The organism is Chryseobacterium hilariae, assembly GCF_051400735.1.
Taxonomy (GTDB): Bacteria; Bacteroidota; Bacteroidia; order Flavobacteriales; family Weeksellaceae; genus Chryseobacterium.
Genome location: NZ_JBLFFJ010000001.1, coordinates 1,338,400 through 1,360,114 on the forward strand (window position 1 = coordinate 1,338,400; position 21,715 = coordinate 1,360,114).

Annotated in this window: 20 protein-coding genes; 11 read left to right on the forward strand and 9 right to left on the reverse strand. The window is 37.6% G+C overall.

All coding sequences use genetic code 11. The annotated features are described in order from the left end of the window. The first annotated feature begins 134 nt into the window (after positions 1–134). Positions 135–2,417, forward strand: a complete 2,283-nt coding sequence (locus tag ACMGDK_RS06095; RefSeq protein WP_436807114.1) for a cation:proton antiporter — start codon at positions 135–137, stop codon at positions 2,415–2,417. A gap of 133 nt (positions 2,418–2,550) precedes the next feature. Here ACMGDK_RS06095 and ACMGDK_RS06100 read toward each other — a convergent pair whose 3' ends face one another. Continuing rightward, positions 2,551–3,288: a hypothetical protein gene (locus tag ACMGDK_RS06100; protein ID WP_436807115.1), complete on the reverse strand. Its 738-nt coding sequence runs from the start codon at positions 3,286–3,288 to the stop codon at positions 2,551–2,553. Between the two features lie 357 nt (positions 3,289–3,645). On the opposite strand from ACMGDK_RS06100, the gene ACMGDK_RS06105 reads away from it, so the two are divergent. Then, the gene (locus ACMGDK_RS06105) at positions 3,646–4,488 is read left to right on the forward strand and encodes a prephenate dehydrogenase (RefSeq protein WP_436807116.1); all 843 of its coding nucleotides are present in this window, start codon (positions 3,646–3,648) and stop codon (positions 4,486–4,488) included. Positions 4,489–4,649: 161 nt separating this feature from the next. On the opposite strand, the gene ACMGDK_RS06110 is transcribed toward ACMGDK_RS06105, so the two are convergent. Next, positions 4,650–6,068 carry an L-serine ammonia-lyase gene (locus ACMGDK_RS06110; protein WP_436807117.1) on the reverse strand — a complete coding sequence of 473 codons (1,419 nt, stop codon included), beginning with the start codon at positions 6,066–6,068 and terminating at the stop codon, positions 4,650–4,652. 173 nt (positions 6,069–6,241) lie between these two features. Here ACMGDK_RS06110 and ACMGDK_RS06115 point away from each other — a divergent pair, with 173 nt between their 5' ends. Together ACMGDK_RS06115 and ACMGDK_RS06120 are read left to right on the forward strand one after the other, a co-directional pair. Further along, on the forward strand, positions 6,242–6,820 hold the full coding sequence (locus ACMGDK_RS06115) for a Crp/Fnr family transcriptional regulator (RefSeq protein WP_436807118.1): 579 nt from the start codon (positions 6,242–6,244) through the stop codon (positions 6,818–6,820). A 60-nt stretch (positions 6,821–6,880) separates the two neighbouring features. After that, a complete protein-coding gene (locus ACMGDK_RS06120) occupies positions 6,881–7,504 on the forward strand; it encodes an FMN-dependent NADH-azoreductase (protein WP_436807119.1) in 624 nt (207 codons plus the stop codon). Positions 7,505–7,582: 78 nt separating this feature from the next. Here the strand turns inward: ACMGDK_RS06120 and ACMGDK_RS06125 are convergent, their stop codons facing one another. The 6 genes from ACMGDK_RS06125 to ACMGDK_RS06150 all read right to left on the reverse strand — a co-directional run bounded on the left by ACMGDK_RS06125 (position 7,583) and on the right by ACMGDK_RS06150 (position 13,022). Further along, on the reverse strand, positions 7,583–8,926 hold the full coding sequence (locus tag ACMGDK_RS06125; RefSeq protein ID WP_436807120.1) for an ammonium transporter: 1,344 nt from the start codon (positions 8,924–8,926) through the stop codon (positions 7,583–7,585). A 106-nt stretch (positions 8,927–9,032) separates the two neighbouring features. Next, positions 9,033–9,674 carry an alpha/beta hydrolase gene (locus ACMGDK_RS06130; RefSeq protein ID WP_436807121.1) on the reverse strand — a complete coding sequence of 214 codons (642 nt, stop codon included), beginning with the start codon at positions 9,672–9,674 and terminating at the stop codon, positions 9,033–9,035. A gap of 202 nt (positions 9,675–9,876) precedes the next feature. Further along, the gene (locus ACMGDK_RS06135) at positions 9,877–10,506 is read right to left on the reverse strand and encodes a YceI family protein (protein WP_436807122.1); all 630 of its coding nucleotides are present in this window, start codon (positions 10,504–10,506) and stop codon (positions 9,877–9,879) included. 78 nt (positions 10,507–10,584) lie between these two features. Next, the gene (locus ACMGDK_RS06140; protein ID WP_436807123.1) at positions 10,585–11,151 is read right to left on the reverse strand and encodes a YceI family protein; all 567 of its coding nucleotides are present in this window, start codon (positions 11,149–11,151) and stop codon (positions 10,585–10,587) included. 142 nt (positions 11,152–11,293) lie between these two features. Further along, entirely contained in the window at positions 11,294–12,343 is a 1,050-nt protein-coding gene (locus tag ACMGDK_RS06145) for a glucokinase (RefSeq protein ID WP_436807124.1), read from the reverse strand. 115 nt (positions 12,344–12,458) lie between these two features. Further along, positions 12,459–13,022, reverse strand: a complete 564-nt coding sequence (locus ACMGDK_RS06150; RefSeq protein WP_436807125.1) for a hypothetical protein — start codon at positions 13,020–13,022, stop codon at positions 12,459–12,461. 238 nt (positions 13,023–13,260) lie between these two features. Between ACMGDK_RS06150 and ACMGDK_RS06155 the strand changes: the two genes are divergently transcribed. Continuing rightward, the gene (locus ACMGDK_RS06155; protein WP_436807126.1) at positions 13,261–14,640 is read left to right on the forward strand and encodes a DUF1800 domain-containing protein; all 1,380 of its coding nucleotides are present in this window, start codon (positions 13,261–13,263) and stop codon (positions 14,638–14,640) included. A gap of 147 nt (positions 14,641–14,787) precedes the next feature. After that, positions 14,788–15,972: a DUF1501 domain-containing protein gene (locus ACMGDK_RS06160; protein WP_436807127.1), complete on the forward strand. Its 1,185-nt coding sequence runs from the start codon at positions 14,788–14,790 to the stop codon at positions 15,970–15,972. 107 nt (positions 15,973–16,079) lie between these two features. Here ACMGDK_RS06160 and ACMGDK_RS06165 read toward each other — a convergent pair whose 3' ends face one another. After that, positions 16,080–17,462 (reverse strand): RtcB family protein, encoded by a 1,383-nt coding sequence (locus ACMGDK_RS06165; protein ID WP_436807128.1) that lies wholly within the window; start codon positions 17,460–17,462, stop codon positions 16,080–16,082. Positions 17,463–17,605: 143 nt separating this feature from the next. On the opposite strand from ACMGDK_RS06165, the gene ACMGDK_RS06170 reads away from it, so the two are divergent. The 5 genes from ACMGDK_RS06170 to ACMGDK_RS06190 all read left to right on the forward strand — a co-directional run bounded on the left by ACMGDK_RS06170 (position 17,606) and on the right by ACMGDK_RS06190 (position 21,680). Further along, a complete protein-coding gene (locus tag ACMGDK_RS06170; RefSeq protein WP_436807129.1) occupies positions 17,606–17,938 on the forward strand; it encodes a HopJ type III effector protein in 333 nt (110 codons plus the stop codon). A 310-nt stretch (positions 17,939–18,248) separates the two neighbouring features. Then, a complete protein-coding gene (locus ACMGDK_RS06175) occupies positions 18,249–19,268 on the forward strand; it encodes a helix-turn-helix transcriptional regulator (protein WP_436807130.1) in 1,020 nt (339 codons plus the stop codon). Between the two features lie 239 nt (positions 19,269–19,507). After that, positions 19,508–19,642, forward strand: coding sequence for a hypothetical protein (locus ACMGDK_RS06180; RefSeq protein WP_436807131.1), 135 nt, complete (start codon positions 19,508–19,510; stop codon positions 19,640–19,642). Positions 19,643–19,802: 160 nt separating this feature from the next. After that, the gene (locus ACMGDK_RS06185) at positions 19,803–20,552 is read left to right on the forward strand and encodes a nucleotidyltransferase domain-containing protein (protein WP_436807132.1); all 750 of its coding nucleotides are present in this window, start codon (positions 19,803–19,805) and stop codon (positions 20,550–20,552) included. 69 nt (positions 20,553–20,621) lie between these two features. Then, positions 20,622–21,680: a nucleotidyltransferase domain-containing protein gene (locus ACMGDK_RS06190; protein WP_436807133.1), complete on the forward strand. Its 1,059-nt coding sequence runs from the start codon at positions 20,622–20,624 to the stop codon at positions 21,678–21,680. Positions 21,681–21,715 lie beyond the last annotated feature (35 nt).

Consider the following 21,715-nt stretch of genomic DNA (forward strand, 5'->3'; position numbering starts at 1 on the left):
TCTGGAAATCAGATCCTGACCTGGTTATATTTATATATTTTATTACATTTTTTAGAATGTTGATTACATTTTAAAAAAAACAGTTTTTAACATCAATATATTCTCATCAACTTTGCATTTAAATATTAGGAATCATGAACTGGGGAAAATACAGAAATTTAATTTTTTACGTTGTAACAATAGCTTTTTTTTCCTGCCTGATGTACTTGTTTATTATAGAAGGACAAACGCTGGAGATCAAAGAAAATATAGTTACAAAAACCAACACAGGTTCTACCTGGGAAAATTTCCAGGAATCTTTTAAAACAAATCTTCATCATCCGCTGGCACTTCTTCTGGCGCAGATTGTCACTATTATTCTTGTCGCAAGGCTTTTCGGGTGGATTTGCATGAAAATCAAGCAGCCCACAGTAATTGGAGAAATGATTGCGGGAATTGTTTTAGGTCCTTCATTGCTGGGCATGTACTTTCCTGAATTTTCAGCTTTCCTTTTCCCGAAAGAATCTTTAGGTAACCTACAGTTTCTGAGTCAGATAGGCCTTATACTTTTTATGTATATTGTAGGAATGGAGCTTGATCTCAGTGTGTTGAGAAAAAAAGCACATGATGCAGTGGTAATCAGCCATGCAAGTATCATTATCCCTTTTGCGCTGGGTATTGGGCTTTCTTATTTTGTATATCAGGAATTTGCTCCGGAAGGCATACAGTTTACATCATTTGCCCTATTTATAGCAATTTCAATGAGTATCACTGCATTTCCTGTACTCGCCAGGATCGTTCAGGAGAGAAATCTTCAGAAAACCAAACTGGGAACGATCGTTATTACCTGTGCTGCGGCAGATGATATTACGGCATGGTGTATTCTTGCAGCTGTGATTGCCATTGTAAAGGCAGGCTCTTTCGCCAGCTCCATCTATGTGATCATTATGGCTGTGGCTTATGTTTTTTTAATGATTAAAATTGTAAGACCGTTCCTGAAAAGGATCGGGGATCTTCAGGCGGGTAAAAATACCATCAGCAAGCCAATGGTCGCTATTTTCTTTCTGACACTTATTCTTTCTGCATATGCTACTGAAGTTATTGGTATCCATGCATTATTCGGAGCATTTATGGCCGGAGCTATTATGCCGGAAAATGCAAAATTCCGTACCCTTTTTATTGATAAGGTAGAGGATGTGGCCCTCGTCCTTCTTCTTCCGCTGTTTTTTGTGTTTACAGGGCTCCGGACCCAGATCGGACTTCTGAATGACAGTCATTTGTGGATGACGGCAGGATTTATCATTTTAACGGCAGTGATAGGAAAATTTGCAGGAAGTGCACTCACAGCACGGTTCGTCGGAATCAACTGGAAGGAAAGCTTAACGATCGGCGCTTTGATGAATACCAGAGGATTAATGGAACTTATTGTCCTGAATATCGGATATGACCTTGGAGTGCTAAGTCCGGAGATCTTTGCCATGCTGGTGATCATGGCGTTATTTACCACTTTTATGACAGGACCGGCTTTAGACTTTATTAATTTTATTTTTAGATCTAAAAAAAGTTCTGATGAAGATACTTCCGATAATAACGATTCAAAATACCGTGTACTGCTGTCTTTTGATAAGCCTGAATCCGGAAGCACACTGCTGAAGCTTGCCCATGATTTTACCAATAAAATGAACGGTAACAAAAGCATCACGGCCATGAATATTGCTCCAGTGGACGAAATGCACGCTTATGATATCAATGAATATGAAGATGCGCAGTTTAAAAACGTCATTGAAACGTCTCACGACCTGAAGCTTGAAGTGACTACCCTTTTCAAAGCTTCCACGGATATTGAAAGCGACCTCGCAGGTATTTCAAATAAAGGAAATTACGACCTTCTTCTGATTATGCTCGGAAAATCTATGTATGAAGGAAGCTTATTGGGAAGGCTGCTAGGATTTACGACGAAGATCATTAACCCGGAAAAACTTCTGAATACGGTAAAAGGCAAAGGAAACATTTTCAACAATTCTCCTTTTGACGATTTTACCCTACAGATCCTTGATAAGACCAATATTCCGGTAGGAGTTCTGGTAGAAAAAGACTTCAAATCTGCAGACAAAGTATTTATCCCTATGTTCAACCTCAGCGATTTTTATCTGCTTGAATATGCTAAAAGACTGATCAACAATAACAATTCCCAGATTATCATACTGGATGCAGCCGGACAGATCCGCAATAATATCGAGGTGAAAGAACTGATCAGAAGCATCGAACAGGTAGCCCCAAATCACATCACTTTATATAACGAGAAAAAGATCGAGAAAGAATTCCTGAACTCACAGGATCTGATGCTGGTCAGCAGCAAAAGCTGGAAAAACCTGATCGATACTAAGAGTCTTTGGCTGTCTGATATTCCTTCTACATTGATTATCTCGAACCCATAGAATTAATGTAACAATGTAGCAGTATAACAATGTAACAATAGGATTAAATGATTGATAAACTGTACATTGTTATATTGTTACATTGTTTTTCCTTCCGGAGTTTGATAAGTTTGTTTTGCATTAATTTACCAATCTATTTCACTTTAAGAAAAGTTCCTTCTAACGTTGCGTTCAGTCCAAACTCACAATCACGCGACTGTTCAGACGGGACTGGTGTAATTGATATAAATCCATTATAAAATGTAGCGAGGAATGAACATGATTTATTGATTTCAATAGTAAACTGATTATTTTTAATCATCACCTCACCCGACGCATCTGCAATATTTCTGCCCGGAGCCCTGGTCACAGAACCAATGTCATAGGCATACATCTGGCCTTTTATCTTTTTAATAGTAATCCTTCCCTGATATCCATTTTCTCCATATTGATAGGTATACGTTCCTTCAAAATGATCAGATGGAAGAGGTGAAAATATTTCCGGCTTCGGATTTACTTTAGTTTGAACATCAAGTGCCATGGGATAAATTGCGTCAGACTTTGTGGAAGACCAGACTCCCTCTAATTTTCCATTTTTTAATACCGCGTCAATAATTCCGCTGATATTCCCATCTTTTTCAAATTCCTCCAGATGATAATGAGTTCCAGAGTCCAGTGTTCCTATTATTTTAATGGGTTTCTTTTCTTTAGTTTTTACATATCTGATGTTCCCTAAAACAACATTCTTTGAAACGCTGACGGTCAGTTCAACAGGAATTTTTTGGTCAATAAGACCGCTAAAACTATAATTCGCATCAGTATTCTTTTGCTGAGCGTGACAGATGCCTGCGGCAAAGCATATCATGAATGATATTTTTTTCAGATAATTCATATTATTAGATTTTATTGATAAGATGGATACAATTCAGTGGAGTCATTTTTTTTCACAAAAAGGCCTCGTTATACAAAAGTACAAAAAGGCGGCCTAGTATCCATCAGGTATAAGGTTCTCTAGAGAAAAAACAGATATTGAGTTTCAGTTTGCAGATTAAGCTGGCAAAGAAGCACCATAATAATTTAAGTCAAAAAATATTTTAAGTTTAAAAAATATTTTATACCTTCGCTCTGTGAATTTCAATAACGGAACATATTATTATAGAATTTTTAACTCAGATCTGGGCTAGGATTCTTATGAACATAACTTAAAAACCTCGTCCTGGACGGGGTTTTTTATTTTAAAATTAAAAAGATGAAAATAAGTATTATTGGTACGGGATTAATCGGAGGCTCAATGGCTTTAAAATTAAAGGAAAAAGGCATTGCAGATTTTATCTATGGAATCGACAATAATCAGCAGCATATCACGGAAGCATTGAATCTTAATATTATCGATGCCGGCACGGATCTCGAATATGGAGTTAAAAATGCCGACTTCATCATCATTGCTGTTCCTGTAGATGCGGCCAGAAAACTGCTTCCGGAAGTTCTGGACCTTATATCAGACAAACAGACTGTTATGGATGCGGGATCAACCAAAGCAGGAATTGTAAATGCTGTCAAGGACCATCCGAAACGTTCCAGGTTTGTGGCATTTCACCCAATGTGGGGTACAGAAAACAGCGGTCCCGGATCTGCTGTTTCCGACAGTTTTTCGGGAAAAGCCGGAGTGATCTGCAATAAAGAGGAATCTGCACCTGATGCGCTTCAACTGGTTGAAAAAGTGGCAGAAAACCTAGATATGCACCTGATCTATATGAATGCGGAAGCTCATGATATTCATACGGCTTATATTTCACATATTTCACACATTACATCATATGCTCTGGCCAATACTGTTCTGGAAAAAGAACGGGAAGAAGAGACCATTTTTCAGCTTGCCAGTTCCGGTTTCTCCAGTACAGTACGTCTTGCAAAATCTCATCCTGAAATGTGGGTGCCTATCTTTAAGCAAAACAAGGAGAATGTTCTGGATGTTCTGAATGAGCACATCACCCAGCTCCGAAAATTCAAAGCTGCATTAGAAAAAGAAAATTATGAATACCTTGAAGAGCTGATCAGCAATGCCAACAGGATAAGAGGTATTTTAAGATAAACATTTTACTTATTAGTAAGTAATATACAGCAATGCATATTGTATTACTCTGCTGAATGAAATGCCCTTGTTTATCTTATTTGCCTTCGATAAAAATATAATAAAAAATCCTTAGATTAATTTTCTAAGGATTTTATATGTAAAACAGTATTGTTTTTCTTTTAACATTCAGGAACATTCACTGCGATAGCCAGTCCGCCTTCTGAGGTTTCCTTAAAACGGTCACTCATTGATAAAGCCGTTTCCCACATAGTCTGTATCACCTCATCCAGTGTTACTTTTGCTTTAGCAGGATCACTTTCAAGGGCAATATTAGCTGCTGTGATCGCTTTCATGGCACCCATTGTATTTCTTTCAATGCAAGGGATCTGTACAAGTCCTTTGATAGGATCGCAGGTAAGTCCAAGGTGATGTTCCATGGCTATTTCAGCCGCCATCAGCACCTGGCCAATACTTCCGCCTAAAATCTCTGTAAGTCCGGCCGCTGCCATTGCCGATGAAACTCCGATCTCGGCCTGGCATCCGCCCATTGCTGCAGAAATCGTAGCATTTTTCTTGAACAGGGTTCCAATCTCTCCGGCTACAAGTAAAAACCTTACGATATCATCTTCACTGATAGATTCGGTGAATGCCTGCGAATACATTAAAACTGCCGGAATAACACCACTGGCTCCATTGGTAGGTGCTGTAATGATTCTTCCGAAGCTCGCATTTTCTTCATTCACCGCCAAAGCAAAACATGCGATCCATTTATTGATATTCGTGAAATTCTCTTCTGCATCAACAACCAGCTTAAACCATTCGTCGATATTTCTATAGATCTTATCTCCTAAAAGCTTTCTGTTGATCCCCGCAGCCCTTCTGGTCACATTTAAGCCGCCGGGAAGGATGCCTTCTTTATTGACTCCTTTGTAGATACATTCTTTAATGTTCTTCCAGATATTCAGTGCTTCCTGCCTGGTTTCTTCCTGGGATCTCCAGCTTTCTTCATTGATCAGGATCAGATCTGAAAATCTTTTAAATCCTAATTTTTCACAGTATTTTACAATATCCGAGCCGTGATGGCAAGGATATAATGTTCGGATGCAGTGCTTTTCTATGGAATTTTTTTCCTGGCTGGCAATAAAACCTCCTCCTACAGAATAAAAATCCTGAACAAGCTCGGTTCCATCTTCGAAAACAGCTTTAAAGATCATCCCGTTGGGGTGAAAATCAAGCGACTTCTCCATATTCAGTATCAGGTGATATCCGTATACAAAAGGAATCTCTTTTTCGCCACCCAGATTCAGGATCCGGGTATTTTTTATCTTATCGACTTTCTCATCGATCTTTGTTGTGTCTATTGTTTTGAAATCTTCGCCATTCAGTCCAAGCATTCCGGCAATATCCGTTCCGTGCCCAATTCCGGTTTTAGCTAAAGAGCCAAAAAATTCAAGGAAAACTTCTTTCACCTCTGCGATTGATCTTTCCCTTTTTATAATTCTAATAAATGCAGAAGCTGCATTCCATGGGCCCATAGTATGCGAACTGGATGGCCCTATTCCTACTTTAATAATCTCAAAAACCGATATTGATTCCATAGATAATTCTTCATTTTCCTCTTAAAACAAAGATACGCGATAAATCCCAATAAAAGCATTCCCGGATCTCAGAATTATAACTTAACGCATTGTGAGATGCCTTTATAATAAGTATTTTTGTAAATTAGTTTTCCTAACCTGTAATATCAGTTTTCTCCTTTTAATAATTTTGAATGGAAACATTAATTAAGAACATTTTACAGCATGTAAGATTAAGTCCGGAGGAAATTGTCATTTTTAAAAATTTCTGGACAGAAAAAACATTGGAAAAAGGTGAGTTTCTTTTAAGAAACGGAGAAACCTGCCGCTATGACAGTTATATTGTTTCGGGTGTTTTAAAAGCGTTTTGCATCAATTCAGAAAACGGAAACGAAGAGATTCTTTTTTTAGCTATTGACGATTGGTGGGCAACTGATATCTCCAGCTTTTCTAAACAAAAAGCTTCCATTTATAATATACAGGCCGTAGAAAAAACAAACCTTTTACAAATTAGTCATCAGTCTTTTCAAAAAATGCTGCAGGAAATTCCTTCCCTGGAAAGATACTTCAGGATCATTTTAGAAAGCTACCTGGGAACTCTTGAGAAAAGAATTGTTTTTAACAATATGTATAAAGCCGAACAGAAGTATTACGATTTTCTCGATACTTATCCTGATATTGTCTCTAGAGTTCCGCAATATTTAATTGCATCCTATTTAGGCGTATCAGCAGAGTTTATAAGTAGAATCCGGAAAAAAAATAAATCCTCTTGAACTAGATCAATTTTTCAGAAATGAATAATCAGGAATTTTGCTGTTATAAAATTTATAATAATGAAAGTATTGATTATTAACGCCAGTGTAAGAAATGAAAGATCTTACAGCCGAAAACTAACCCAACTTTTTGTTGAGAACTGGAAAACCAAATATCCCTCAGATGTATTTACATACAGAGAAACAGGTATTGACAGTATTCCCAATATTGACGAATCCTGGATTGCAGGAGCATTTAAAAAACCGTCAGACAGGACAGAAGAAAACCAAAAGGCATTACAGCTAAGCAATGAGCTGGTACAAGAGCTAAAAGAACACGATATGTATGTCATTGGAACACCAATGTATAACTGGGCTGTTCCAAGTGGGTTAAAAGCTTATATAGATCAGGTGATGCGGATTAATGAAACCTGGAAATTCAGATCAGGGGTCCCGGATGGTGACTATGTGGGTTTGCTTGAAAACAAAAAGGCATTTATACTATCTGCCCGGGGCGATACAGGATACGGAGAAAATGAAAAAAACGGACATATCAATTTTCAAACAACCTATCTGAAACACATTTTCGGAATCATGGGAGTCAAAGATATTACCATTTTTTCATTAGATAATGAAGAATTTGGGGGTGAAATATTTGAAAAGTCAAAAGATAAAATTTTCAACGCCATTCAATCCATTGAATGAAACGAGGAAAAATCCTTTTGAGTATTTACAATCAGGGCATTCGGCTTTACCGCCTATGCCCTGTTTTTCTTTTAGCAATCACTTGAAACTTTCTTCATGCTGGGAAAGATCTAGCCCAACAGATTCTGCTTCTTCGGAAACTCTGAGGGTAATTATGGAATCTGTAATTTTATACAATAGCAGCGAGCCAAAGAATGTAAAAGCTGAAACCAGAACCAGAGCAGCCATATGATGGGCAAAAACTTCAACACCTCCATGAAGGAGGCTGGCATTTTCACCATGCGCAAAAATGGCGGTCAGGATCATTCCCATAATTCCCCCTACTCCATGGCAGGCAAATACATCGAGGGTATCATCTATTTTTTTCAAAGCTTTCCAATTTACCATAAGGTTAGAAACAATTGCCGCTGAAAATCCTATAAAAAGACTTTCCGGAATGCTGACAAAACCACAGCCGGGAGTAATGGCCACCAGCCCTACTACGGCTCCGATGCAGGCTCCCAATGCAGAAATGCTTCTCCCATTGATCCGGTCAAAAAATATCCAGGTCATCATAGCAGAAGCAGAAGCAATAGTGGTAGTCCCGAAAGCCATTGCAGCAGAAGCATTTGCGCTAAGAGCAGAACCTGCATTGAATCCAAACCATCCGAACCACAGCATTCCCGTTCCAAGAATAACGTAAGTAATATTGGAAGGCTCATGGTGCGGATTTTTCCTGTTTCCAAGGACCATAGCTCCAGCCAAGGCTGCAAAACCGGCACTCATATGGACTACGGTTCCACCAGCAAAGTCTTTTACTCCAAAAAATTTATTCAGAAGCCCGTCAGGATGCCATACCATGTGACAAAGCGGTGTATAGATGAAAATGCTAAAAAGCACCATGAACAACAGATAGGAGATAAAACGTACACGTTCAGCGAAAGAACCTGTAATAAGTGCAGGAGTAATAACGGCAAATTTCATCTGAAAAAGGGCAAAAAGGACAAAAGGAATGGTGGAGGCCATCATTTTGTGAGGTAAGACTCCCACACGACTGAAAAATGGATAGCTTAAGGGATTGCCAATGATTCCGTAATGTACACCACTGACCTCAAAGCCTAATGAATCCCCAAACGATAAGGAAAACCCGACAACAACCCATAAAATAGAAATAACCCCGAGCGCAATAAAGCTCTGCAGCATGGTAGAGATTACATTTTTCTTTCCTACCATGCCTCCGTAAAAGAACGACAGTCCGGGGGTCATCAACAGAACAAGCCCTGCTGCTGCAAGAATCCATGCTACATCCGCACCTACAATCTTATCTTCACTGAGGAAATCTCCGGTATTAGGGAAATCAACAATCGGGCTCCAAAATAGTCCTCCGAAAGCAACAAGAGTAATGATCGAGAATGAAACGATCCATTTTAAACCAATTTTCATATAATTTACATTTAACCCTATCAAAATTAAATATAAATTTTATAAAAACATATATTTTAATCAAATAACCCTTAAAATATTATACCTAAAATAAAATTTAAATGATTTAAATAAAAACTTCTTTTAATATTTTCGATACTTCTTTGTGTTTTGTAGCAGGAAAAAGATGGGTGCCTCCTTTGATTACATAATCCGGTTTTGAATATTTAATAGGAAAAACAATGTCTTTATCTCCTAATATCTGAATAACCTCCGGAATTTCTTCAAATTTCCACTCGGAAACTTTTTCTACAGACCATTTGAGATAATAAGGATCTCTGACTCTAAAATATTCAAGGATTTTAGGGTTTTTAGGATCAAACAGCTTTCTTACCACAGAATATACATTGGCAGCTTTGTCATTAAACATCCCGACTGGAAGTATTCTTGGTATTTTTGTAATCTCACCGGTCCTGATAAATTTAGATTTTTCTTTATCTGATTTAATGCTTCCCATAATGACTACTTTTTGTGCAGGCTTCAGCTTATTGATCTCCTGTACCATAATGCCGCCAAAAGAATATCCAAGCAGGCAGAACGGTTCAGAATCATCTACTTTTTCCGCCATTCTTTGGACATAGGAATGAAATGGCTCGTTTTTTTCAGGAATGAGCCAGTCTATAAAAATTAACTCACAGTTCTCGGGAAATTCCAGTCTTTCCAATACTTTAAAATCGGCTCCGAGACCGCTTACTACATAAATTTTCATAGTACTAATTTATGAAAAATGAAGGAAAAGGAAGAGATTAAATTTAGTTTTGTATTCGAACCTTTAAGTGTATTGAAGATTTTTATAAGTAGTCGGATTGTAAGCTGAATTAATGAATAATTATCCTAACACTCTGTTTATACCACAAAAAATGGGCAGTTTATAAAAACCGCCCATTTTAATTTTTAAAGGTATATTTTATTTATTTCTTTTTCTTTACAGGAACTCTGTTGTCGTTATCCAGCTTTTCCGTAGAAACTCTGAACTGGATATCCATTTCGTTCTTGATGAAATAATCTTTCAGTGAAGACTGGTAGAATACTTTAAAGTCTCTTCTGTTCAGAGAGAACTTAGCAGATTCTACGACTACTGTAAACTGGGTTACGTATACATTGGCAGGGAAAGTGATTGTTTTTCTTACGCCTTTGATGGTAACATCACCGTAAACCGTTGAATTGTACTCACTGTTTGCTAAAGGAATGATTTTAGTCAAGTGAAACTTTGCGATCGGGAATTTTTTAACTTCAAAGAAATTGGTGCTTTTCAGATCATTGGTAAGCTTGATCTGATCTTCATCTGAAACATCTCCCGCCATTATGCTTCTCATATCTATAATAAATTCTCCGTCTACAAGAACTGTTTTATCGAAATTGAATTTCCCGCTTTTCAGCTTTACCGTCCCTGAATGCGAAGAAGCTTCAGTTTTTACAACTTTATATCCCCACCACCTGATCTCTGATGAAGTCACTTTTGAAACCTTATCAAACTTCTTCTGTGCAGAAACAAATGATATGCTCGCACACATCATAGCAAACAATAGTAATCTTTTCATTCTTTTTTATTTACAATTCAACAAAAATAAAAAAAAGTGTAGAACTTCTACACTTTTAATAATCTTTTTTTGATTAAATTATTTAGCAGTTACCTTTACAAGCATTTCGATGTCATCTTTCACAAAAACATCCTGCATAGTAGACTTGTAAGCAACATCAAATTTCTGTCTGTCGAAAGAGAATTTTTCTGAAACCAAACTTACCACTCCTTTGCTGTAAGCAATCTTGGCAGGAAAAGTAATTGCGTTTGTTTTTCCTTTAACGGTAAGGTTTCCTGTCACTAATGAATTGTAAATCTTATCGCTGTTTTTCTTTACAGAGATGATTTTAAAAGAAGCAGTAGGGAATTTTTCAACTTCAAAGAAGTCACCGTTCTTAAGGTGCCCGTTTAATTTCTGCTGATATTCTCCCTTAAGGTCAGTTGCATTGATAGAGGTCATATCCAGTACAAAGCTTCCACCTACCAGATTATTTCCTTTCATGACCATGTCTCCTGATTTTACTTTTACAGTACCGTCATGAGAGCTTGCCTCAGATTTTGCTACTTTGTATCCCCACCAGTGAACATCAGATGCTACTACTTTTTTTGACTGTCCGAATGCAAGGCCACCAGCTAAAACCACTAATAAGAATATTTTTTTCATTTGAATAAGTTATTTACTTGTTTAATGATGCAAATGTAGCCACTTATCTGATAGATTTCATTGATGTATATCAATTAAATTAATTATTTTTATGAATAATATCATTTCATAAAAAAACTCCGAAGCTTCGGAGTTTTATATATTAATTTTGATAATAAGCGGTATACAGTGCGGCACCTTTTAATGCTGTGTGATTCTGTTTAATCAGGTACAGCGGAGTGCTTTTCAGTAATCCTTCCATCTTATCACTTATTTTGAACTTATCATAGAATTTTCCTTTGTCAATATATTCTCTTATTGCCTGCGGAATATCTCCTGAGATCAACAGTCCTCCGGTAGCCTTAAGCTTCAGGACAAGGTTATTGGCCTCTCTCGCAAGGAATTCCAGGAAAGTATCCAAAGCAATTTTACAGATCAGCACATCATCTTCTACCGCAGCTTTGTAGATTTCCTCCACAAAGTTTCCTCCGGAAAGACGTTCTGCAAGCCATTCCGGTTCCGGATGTCTTTTTACGTCTCTCAAGAATCTGTAGATATTGAAAAGGCCTGTTTTAGAGAGTACATTCTCCCAGCTTACAATACCATAGATATTATTTAAGAACTGGTAAAATTCTACCTCAACATTTGTTCTTGGTGAGAATTCTGAGTGTCCTCCCTCTGTTGCAAAAGGTCTGAGGTATTTCCCATCAAAGAAGTATCCGGCCTCACCCAGCCCGTTTCCGGGAGCAAGGATGGCTACATTTCCTTTTTCAAGATGTCCGCTGGTATAAATAGGATCCAGATCGCTGTCCTCAAGAAGCCCCATTCCATAGGCTGATGCTTCAAGGTCATTCAGCATATCTGCTTTTTCGAATCCGAAGTCTCTGGTATATTCTTCAATATCCAAGTCCCAGCCTAATCGTGCAGGACTGCTTTTTCCATTAATTACAGGTCCTGGCACCGCCAGGGCAAGACGCTTCACATTGTCCAGCTGATTGTCCTGTATAAATTTTCTTAATATGTCAGAAAATGAAGCATAGTCCTTAGTACTATATTCATTCTGAATTTTTATCTCAAGACCTCCGTTACTGGAAACAAAATAGCCTAAGATCGTTATATCTTCACGGAGACTTGCTCCAATGATAGTGACATTATCATTATTACTGTTCTCTACTCCTGGTAAATAAAGCGGAAATTTTGGATTCAAAATCATAACCTCAAATTTTATCAAATATAATAATAGTTTTTGTAAATCTTGCAGGGAAGCAAAAAACCTTTTCATTTTCATAAAAAGGTTTTGGCTAATAATTGTTTATATATAAATCTAACTACTTTCCTAATGGAATATTGTATCCGAATCCTACTCCGATATTCCCCACATTATAGTCCTGTCCTGCAATATCTCCTTTATCTCCTACAAAAACTTTCTGATACTGTACGAAGAAATTCCAGTCTCTGTTGTGGTATCCGATCTCCGGCTTGATGTAGAATCCTCCGTCCGGTCTGTCAGCAGAACTGTTGGCAGCAACTTTATCATCTCCTACAAGAAAACCGTATCCTAAGTCTGTTCCAAAATAGAAACCGGTCTGTTTAGGATAGATTCTTATTAAAGCCCCTACAGGAACTACCCCTACATCATTGTTATCATATCCGTTATTGCTTTTTCCGAAATAATGAGTATATCCTGTGGCAATACCTAATCCAAATCCAGGAGTGATCAAATTCTGATAAGATACATCTACACCTGCTGCTGCAGAAAGATTATCCGCAGGCACTGCTAAACCAACATTCGCACCTACTTTAATCATATTATTCATCTGTGAGTTCTGTGCGCTTGCGATACCTGCTGTTAAGATTCCAGCCAGTACTATTGCTTGTTTTAACATTTTCATAACTCTAATTTTTAATTTTACTATTCCAATAAGCTGTAAAAATCGTGCCAAGGGAGTCTTTTTTAGGGGTTTTAACACTCAATACAGCCACAATTCAATGATTTTCAATATGTTAAATTATAATAAAATTCAAATGATTGTTTAAATTAATCTTTAAAAAAATAATATTAAGAATTGTTAAACGTTATTATTTTAACCTTTTTCGTTCTATTCCATCAAAAAATTAAATTCCCTCAACATGGCTGATTCATTATTACACAATAAACATCTTCTCTGGCGTGCCGGTTTCGGGGCCGGAATCAACCAGATCTCTGACCTGAAAAACAAAAGCATAAAGATATTGGCTAATGATTTACTTAAAGAAGAGAGTTTTACAGAAATTAGCTACGATACCCCCGACACTTTTATTCAGGAAGATATGATGGCCAGCAAAACCCCTGCAGAACAAAGGAAAGAAATGCAACGCATCACCAGGCAGCAAAATAATGAACTGAACCTGAACTTCCTGGACAGAATGGTGAATAGCAAGGATCAGCTGAGAGAAAAGATGGCATTTTTCTGGCACGGACATTTTGCAACAAGAATCAATAATTCAAAATTTAATAAACAGCTCCTCAATACGATCAGGAAAAATGCTCTGGGCAACTTTAAAGATCTTCTCTTCGAAGTGAGCCAGTCGCCGGCAATGCTGAGTTTTCTCAACAATCAGCAAAATAAAAAAGGGCATCCGAATGAAAACTTTGCCCGCGAGGTGATGGAATTATTTACCATGGGAAGGGGAAATTATACTGAAAAAGACATCAGAGAAGGTGCAAGAGCATTTACAGGATGGGGTTATGATAAAGAAGGCTACTTTAAGGAGAGAAAGAATCTGCATGATGAAGGTTCTAAAATATTTTTAGGGAAAACCGGAAATTTCACAGGAACTGACATTTTAGATATTATCCTCGAACAGAAAGCCACAGCCAGGTTTATTACCACAAAAATATATAAGTTCTTCGTTAATGAAAATGTAGACAGCCATATTGTGGACCAATTAAGCACTGGCTTTTACAATTCCGGGTATGATACCAAAAAGCTTATGATCGAAATTTTTTCAAGCTCGTGGTTTTATGCTGAAAAGAATATCGGGAACAGGATAAAGTCTCCCATCGAATTAATGGCCGGAATGATGCGAATACTTCCCATGAATATTCAGAATCCGGAAAACCTCATCGTTTATCAGAAATTACTGGGACAAATGCTGCTTTACCCACCCAACGTAGCCGGATGGCCCAGCGGAAGATCATGGATAGACAGCTCTACCCTGATGTTGAGATTGCAGATTCCACAGATATGGTCCGGACTTCGCCCTTTGGAATACAGTCCGCGCCAGGATGACGATATCGACATGGGCATGAAATCCCGTGAAACCGCTCTAAACAAATCATTTAAGAACCCCAACATTACCATAGACTGGAACAGACTGGAAAAAGTATTTGCTGATAAAAAATGTGAAGATTATCTGATCCAGAATACCAAAACACTGGATATGGATTCTGTGAAAAACTTTTCTGATAAAAGTATAAAAATGAATATCATCAATCTGATGTCTACCCCGGAATACCAGTTAAGTTAGGCAGTAGATTCTAGGTTGCAGGTAGCAGTAATATTTGTTGCTGTTTAGCCTTACAGCCTTTGATTTCATTGTCAGAACAGCATATTAATAAAAATGCCATAAATAAAATGTAGCCTGTCCTGCAACCTTTAACCTAAAAACAAAATTATGTTAATCAAGAGAAGAGAATTCCTCAAAATAAGTTCATTAGCTACCGCATCGCTTATGATGCCCAATTTTCTGAAAGCAATGACATTGGATGAAGCCTTGGAGCCTACTCAGAAGATTCTTGTCGTGCTGCAGTTTACAGGCGGAAATGATGGACTGAATACGATCATTCCTACAAAAAACGATATTTATTTTAAAGAAAGAAACAGTATTGCCATCAAAGATTCCTTACCGCTTAATGATGAAACGGGAATCAATCCGGCACTTTCCTATTTTAAGGAACTTTTCGATAACGGTGAGCTTTCGGTGATGAATAATGTAGGATATCCGGATCCTGATAAATCACATTTCAGAAGTATGGATATCTGGCATTCTGCCAGCCGCAGCGACGAATTCCTGGAAACAGGATGGCTGGGTCGTTTTCTGGATGAAGAATGCTATCGTTGCGAACATCCCACACAGGCCCTGGAAGTTGATGATATGCTGAGCCTGGCACTGAAAGGAGAAAATAATAAGGCGTTTGCCTTTAAAGATCCCAAAAGACTTTATCAGACCAGTCAGGAGAAGTATTTCAAGTCTTTGTATGATCATCATCACGATGACGAAACGGTTTCCTATCTATACCAGACGCTTGGCTCCACTATTAATAATGCAGATTATATTTTTGAGAAAAGTAAGTCAAAAAAAACAGATCAGACCTATCCGAATTCACAACTTGGGAAGGATTTTAAAACAGTGGCTTCCCTGATCAAATCTGACATCAATACACAGGTTTATTATCTTTCGGTAGGAAGCTTTGATACGCACGTCAATCAGAATGACAGGCAGAAAAAGCTCTTCAGCGACATTAATGAAGCGGTAAAATCTTTTGTAACCGATCTTAAAAGCAATAGAATTTTTGAAAATGTGCTGTTAATGACGTTTTCAGAATTTGGGCGACGGGTGGCTCAAAATGCCAGCAATGGAACGGATCACGGAACAGCCAACCAAATGTTTTTTATCAGCGGAGGCCTTAAAAAGAAAGGACTTCTGAATGCACTTCCTGATCTGCAAAAGCTGAACGAAGGTGATTTAATCTATACGGAAGATTTCAGAAAAGTCTATGCAACGATTCTGAAAAACTGGCTCAAGGCAGATTCTTCCAAAGTATTGGGCTGGAAAAACGGAGTTTATGATTTTATTTGATTTAAGAATCAAAAAGGCTGTCAATTCATATTATAAAATAAACCTCATAGGTTTTGAAGCCTGTGAGGTTTAGATATTTCAATATGACATCGTCCGTTTTTACCGAATTATGCTTTTCTATACTTTTTCTTTTTCTTCCACGGCGCATTTTTTCCTACATCACCTGCCATGATACATCCGTAAGGCATCACCTCATCCAGGACTTCGCAAAGCCCGTATTCTTCAATCTGTGCTCTTACGTTTTTAGCACTTTTATAAGCGCTTGGCAGTTCAGAAATATCAATTTCATTGGAGAAAAAACGGATATCTAATCCTTGAGTTTCCTCATCGAAGATTTCTTCAACCGTTTTATGGGCCAATGATCTTTTATGCTGTGTTCTGCTGAAATTTCTTCCGGCTCCGTGAGGGGCAAAACCCAGATTTCTCTCGTTAGTTTTTCCCTGAACAATCAAAACGGGCTCTGACATATTCAGCGGAATCAGTCTTGGCCCTGTGATATCCGGCATAAATTTATCATCCAGCGGAGTAGCTCCTTTGGCATGATAAAACAGATCACCGTCTCTGAAAACGAAATTATGTTCGTTCCAGTATCTATCTTGTTTTTCAGTACCCAGTTTGTTTAAAACTGCATCATGAATATTCGTATGATTTTCCTTCGTCCATGTTCTGATCAACTGTAGAGCTTCCCAATAGGCCTGCCCTTCTTCTGTATCGAAAGGAATCCATGCATTTTCTCTCAGTGTTTCAGGAGAAATATCCTGCCTGAAACGGTTGGCCACCTTCATTCCTTTATCATAAAGAGCAGCGCCCGGAGCTCTTGATCCGTGATGGGTAACCAGCATGGTATTTCCTGTATTTTTGGATTTTCCGACAAACAGGAAATGGTTTCCGTCTCCCTGAGTTCCCATATGAGAGCGGGCGATGCTGATCAGCTTTTCATCATTTAAGAAGTAGTTTTCCCTGAATGCATCCATCAGCTCCTGAGACATTGGCATCTGCTCACCTCTCGGTCTTCCTCCGTATCCGAAATGCGTCACTGAATGGGCTGCATCCAGTACTTCTTTAGGATCAGCATCTCCAAAATCAGTCAGCATTACAGAACAGCAGATATCTGCGCTATGAAATCCGGGATGAATTGCGTTTTTAGCAACCACCACTCCTCCTACCGGAATCAGTCCTTCCGGCCCTGTAGGACAGGCATCCGGCATCAATGCACCGGCAGTCAGTGTAGGTGTCTTCATCAGTACTTTCATTGTATTGATTACCTTTTCTACGTTATCAGCTTCACTTTCATGCTCCGCTCTGATATTGATGATAAAATCTTTCGCTATATCATGGAGCGGAATAATATCCGGCTGTTTGAACTGATCCAGATATTCTCTGATCTGGACTTCATCCAGATTGTTTTCGTTGATATGTGTAATGGCATCTTTAAACCATTTGGCTGGTCTATATCCTAATTCAATTAAGTGATTTCCGTTAAATTCCATTTGTCTTTTCATTTTGATAGTGCAAAGTAATAACACAAGTGCGCAATATTTCTGCGCAGATAAAAATATTTTAATTATTTTTGTAAAAATGTGGAGAAAGCTTAATTGCTATTTGCAAGCCAACGATTTAAAATTAAAAAAATATGTTACCGGAACAATTAAAAAACAACCCTGAAACCATTCAATTCAAAGAGGTTATTGCTTATATTGATGAAAATTACGATTTTACACCGACTTCTTTTAAAAACGGAAATACCGTCAATGAAGCCGGTCAGAATAACGGTTCGTGTAAAGTTTTCAGTTTTGCAAAACTTCAGGGATTGTCAAAAGAGCAGACACTTCCTCTTTTTGGTGAATTTTACAGGGAAGATGTCTTAAAAAATCCGGAAGGAACAGATCACCAGAACATCAGAAACTTTATGGAATACGGATGGGAAGGGATTTCGTTTGAAGAAGAAGCATTAAAAGGGAAATAATTTAAATAACCTTAGTTCGCGATAAGAAAATACCCGAAAACACTATATCGAAGGCAGACAAAGTAGATTATTTGGCATGTTAATAAGGAAAACAAGGGCATTTCATTTAGCAAAGTAAGACTAATTTATACCCTATATTGCCTACCAATAAGTGAAACGGCTTTGTTTATATAGGTCAATGGTGAATTTTGCTTCGCAAGTGAATAGTTAATTCTGGAAATTATTATTAAAAAATTGACTTGCGAAGCAAAATTCACCATTAACATTTCACGATTCACATTTCCCTTTTTTCAACAAAAAATCACAAAAAATGTCATCCAATAAAAATGCCCTGATCCGTTACAAAACATTAGATAAGTGCCTTAAGAACAAGTACCGCAAGTATACCCTGGAAGACCTTATTGATGCATGTTCTGATGCCCTGTTCGAGTTTGAAGGAAAGGAATCTTATGTAAGCAGACGTACCGTCCAGCTGGATCTGCAGAATATGCGAAGTGAAAAATTCGGGTATGAAGCACCTATTGAAGTATACGACAGAAAATACTACCGCTACAACGATCCTGAATACAGCATCCACAACATTTCTGTGAATGAAAGTGATCTGAAAGCTATGAATAATGCGGTTCAGATCCTGAAACAGTTCAAGGATTTCTCTATGTTCAAGGAGATGAACGGAGTCATTCAGAAGCTGGAGGATTCCATCCATTCTACCGGGCAGAAATCCATCATTCATCTGGATAAAAATGAACAGCTGAAAGGGCTTGAACATATTGACATTCTTTATGAAGGCATATCCAACAAAAAGGTACTGAATATTCTCTACCGCAGCTTTACTGCCAGGGAATCCAGCAATTATGTGGTGCACCCGCAGCTTCTGAAGGAATTTAACAACAGATGGTTCCTGATCTGTCAATATAAAGGTAAAATGTACAATTTAGCCCTGGACAGAATGGAAAAGATTGATGTGGAGGAAAATACTGAGTATATAGATAAAAATCTGGATGGTGATGAATATTTTAAAGATATTGTGGGGGTTACTGTTTCTGAAACGATGGCTCCCAAAAATGTTATTTTCTTTGTAGATTCCTCAAATGCGCCTTATGTAAAAACCAAACCGCTTCATAGAAGTCAGGAAATTATAAACGAAACGGAAGATGGCACATTATTTAAGATCTGTGTACAAATTAATTTTGAGCTTGAAAGGCTCCTGCTGGGTTTTGGAGAATGTCTGATTGTCCATAAACCTAAAAAACTGAGACTGAAGCTGCAGGATAAGTTTAAAGCAGGATTAAAAAACTATGAAAATTTAATTGTTCCGGATGAAAACTGATCTTTAACCATAAAAAGTGCAAAATTTTATTTAAGTGATAAGTTTTATGAAAGCCTGTATAAAATTGTATGACGACTAAAAATTCGTCGGATCAGAATTTCCCTCCTTGGAGAGGTGGCAAATTCAAGATTTGATGGGGTGGTAAATAATCACTCCATATCCTCTACAATACTGATCAATCCAAACATTTTCAAAATGGCTTAGAAATTGTATTAATTTATACATTAAAAAATCTTACTATGAAATCAAGAATATTTAAAGCATTAATTGCAATATTAGCACCCATTGTGATAGAATATGTCGTAAAAAAGATATCTGAGAAATTAGATAAAAAAGAAGATAAAGGAAAAGGACCTAAGCAGATTACTGCTTAAACGTAGAAGTAGTTAGAATTTAATTTTATTGAAAAGAGACTGTCATTAATATGTACAGTCTCTTTTTTTGTTCAACAGCTTCAAAATAAAGCTTCCAACGAAAAATCTACGCAAAAACACTGCGCACTATAGCTTTTACTTTGCCTTAAAATTGAACATAATGACACCAAAAATACTGGAAAAAATAAAAGAAATAGAGGAAACGCGTAATGTAGAAGTCCTTTTAGCTGTAGAATCCGGAAGCAGAGCTTGGGGGTTTGCATCTCCGGACAGCGACTATGACATACGTTTTATCTACCGCCATGAAAAAGACTGGTATCTTTCTCCCTGGGATAAAGACGAAACCATAGAATTCATGACTGAGGATGATCTGGACGGTTCGGGATGGGATCTTCGGAAAACGTTTCATTTGTTATTGAAGTCGAATGCAGCTTTACTAAGCTGGTTTTATTCTCCTATCGTTTACAAAAAGGACGACAAGTTTGTGGAACTGTTCAGGCCTCTGGCTGATGCCTGTTTTTCTCCAATAGCAGTTTCTTATCATTATCTGAGCATGAGCAAAAAGTACCTGGAAGCCTGCAGAAGTGATGAAGTAAAATTGAAAAGCTATTTCTACTGCTTAAGAACAGCACTGACAGGAAAATGGATCATAGAAAAAGGAACAGTTCCTCCGGTTTTATTCAGCGAATTGTTAGTTTTGGTCGATGATTATACGAGAACCAAAATAGAAGATCTTGTTGCTTTAAAGGCTACGAAGGGAGAATCCTATTACCACCCGAATGACTGGGAGCTTTTTGGATTTTTGGAGAAGACGGTTAAGGAGAATGAGGAAAGATCTAAAAATCTGATAGGAGGAAAATCTGATAAAAATGAGATGGAAAGGGTTTTTAGGGAGATATTAAAGGCCTAGAAACTAATACAATATTTAACTTTAAAGAAAAGGAAGAAACTTCATGTATCCAAAGAAAAAAAACAAATCATGACTATTGAATTTCTAAAAAACAAAAACCTCATCCTCCTGGAAGTCATCTCCGGAAGCCGCTCTTTCGGACTCGCCACAGAAAATTCGGATACAGATATCCGGGGAGTATATTATCTGCCGAAAGAAGAATTTTACGGACTGAATTATATTCCGCAGATTTCTAATGAGACGAATGATATTACTTATTATGAGATCAGGAGGTTTGTAGAGCTATTACAGAAAAACAACCCCAATATTCTGGAAGTGCTGGCAAGTCCGGAAGACTGTATTCTGCAAAAGCACCCGCTGATGGATCTTCTCCGTCCGGAATATTTTTTGTCCAAATTATGTAAAGACACCTTTGCAGGGTATGCCATTTCACAGATCAAAAAGGCAAAAGGACTGAATAAAAAAATACTTAACCCTGTAGAAAAGGAAAGAAAATCGGTTCTTGATTTCTGCTATATTCTTCAGAATCATGCTTCTGTTTCATTGAAAAGATGGCTTTCAGATCACGGAAAAGTACAGGAAAAATGTGGATTGGTAAGTATTGATCATACAAAAGGCATGTTTGCCCTGTTTTATGATGAATCAGAAACTTCAGGGTATAAAGGGATTATCCGGCATGAAGAAGCCAACCAGGTTTCTGTATCATCCGTTCCGAAAGACGAAAAACCAAGAGCCTATCTCTTCTGTAATCTGGACGCCTACTCCACGTACTGCAAAGATTATAAGGAATACTGGAAATGGGTTTCTGAACGCAATGAAGACCGTTATAACGTTAATCAGGAACACGGACAGAATTATGACAGTAAGAATATGATGCACACCATCCGATTATTACAGTCCTGCGAGCATATATTCAAAACAAACTCGTTACTTATCCGCGTAGACAACAGAGAGGAATTACTTGATATCAAAGCCGGAAACTGGTCCTATGAAGCGGTCATGCAAAAAGCAGAAGATCTTATAAAGTCTATAGAACGCTATCATGCAGCTTCTATCCTCCCCGAGTATCCGGATGTAAAAAAGACGGAGAAAATCTTAATAGAGATACGCGAAAACTTATACGGGTAAATCTTAATATTCTTAACAACTAAACTTTATCTTAA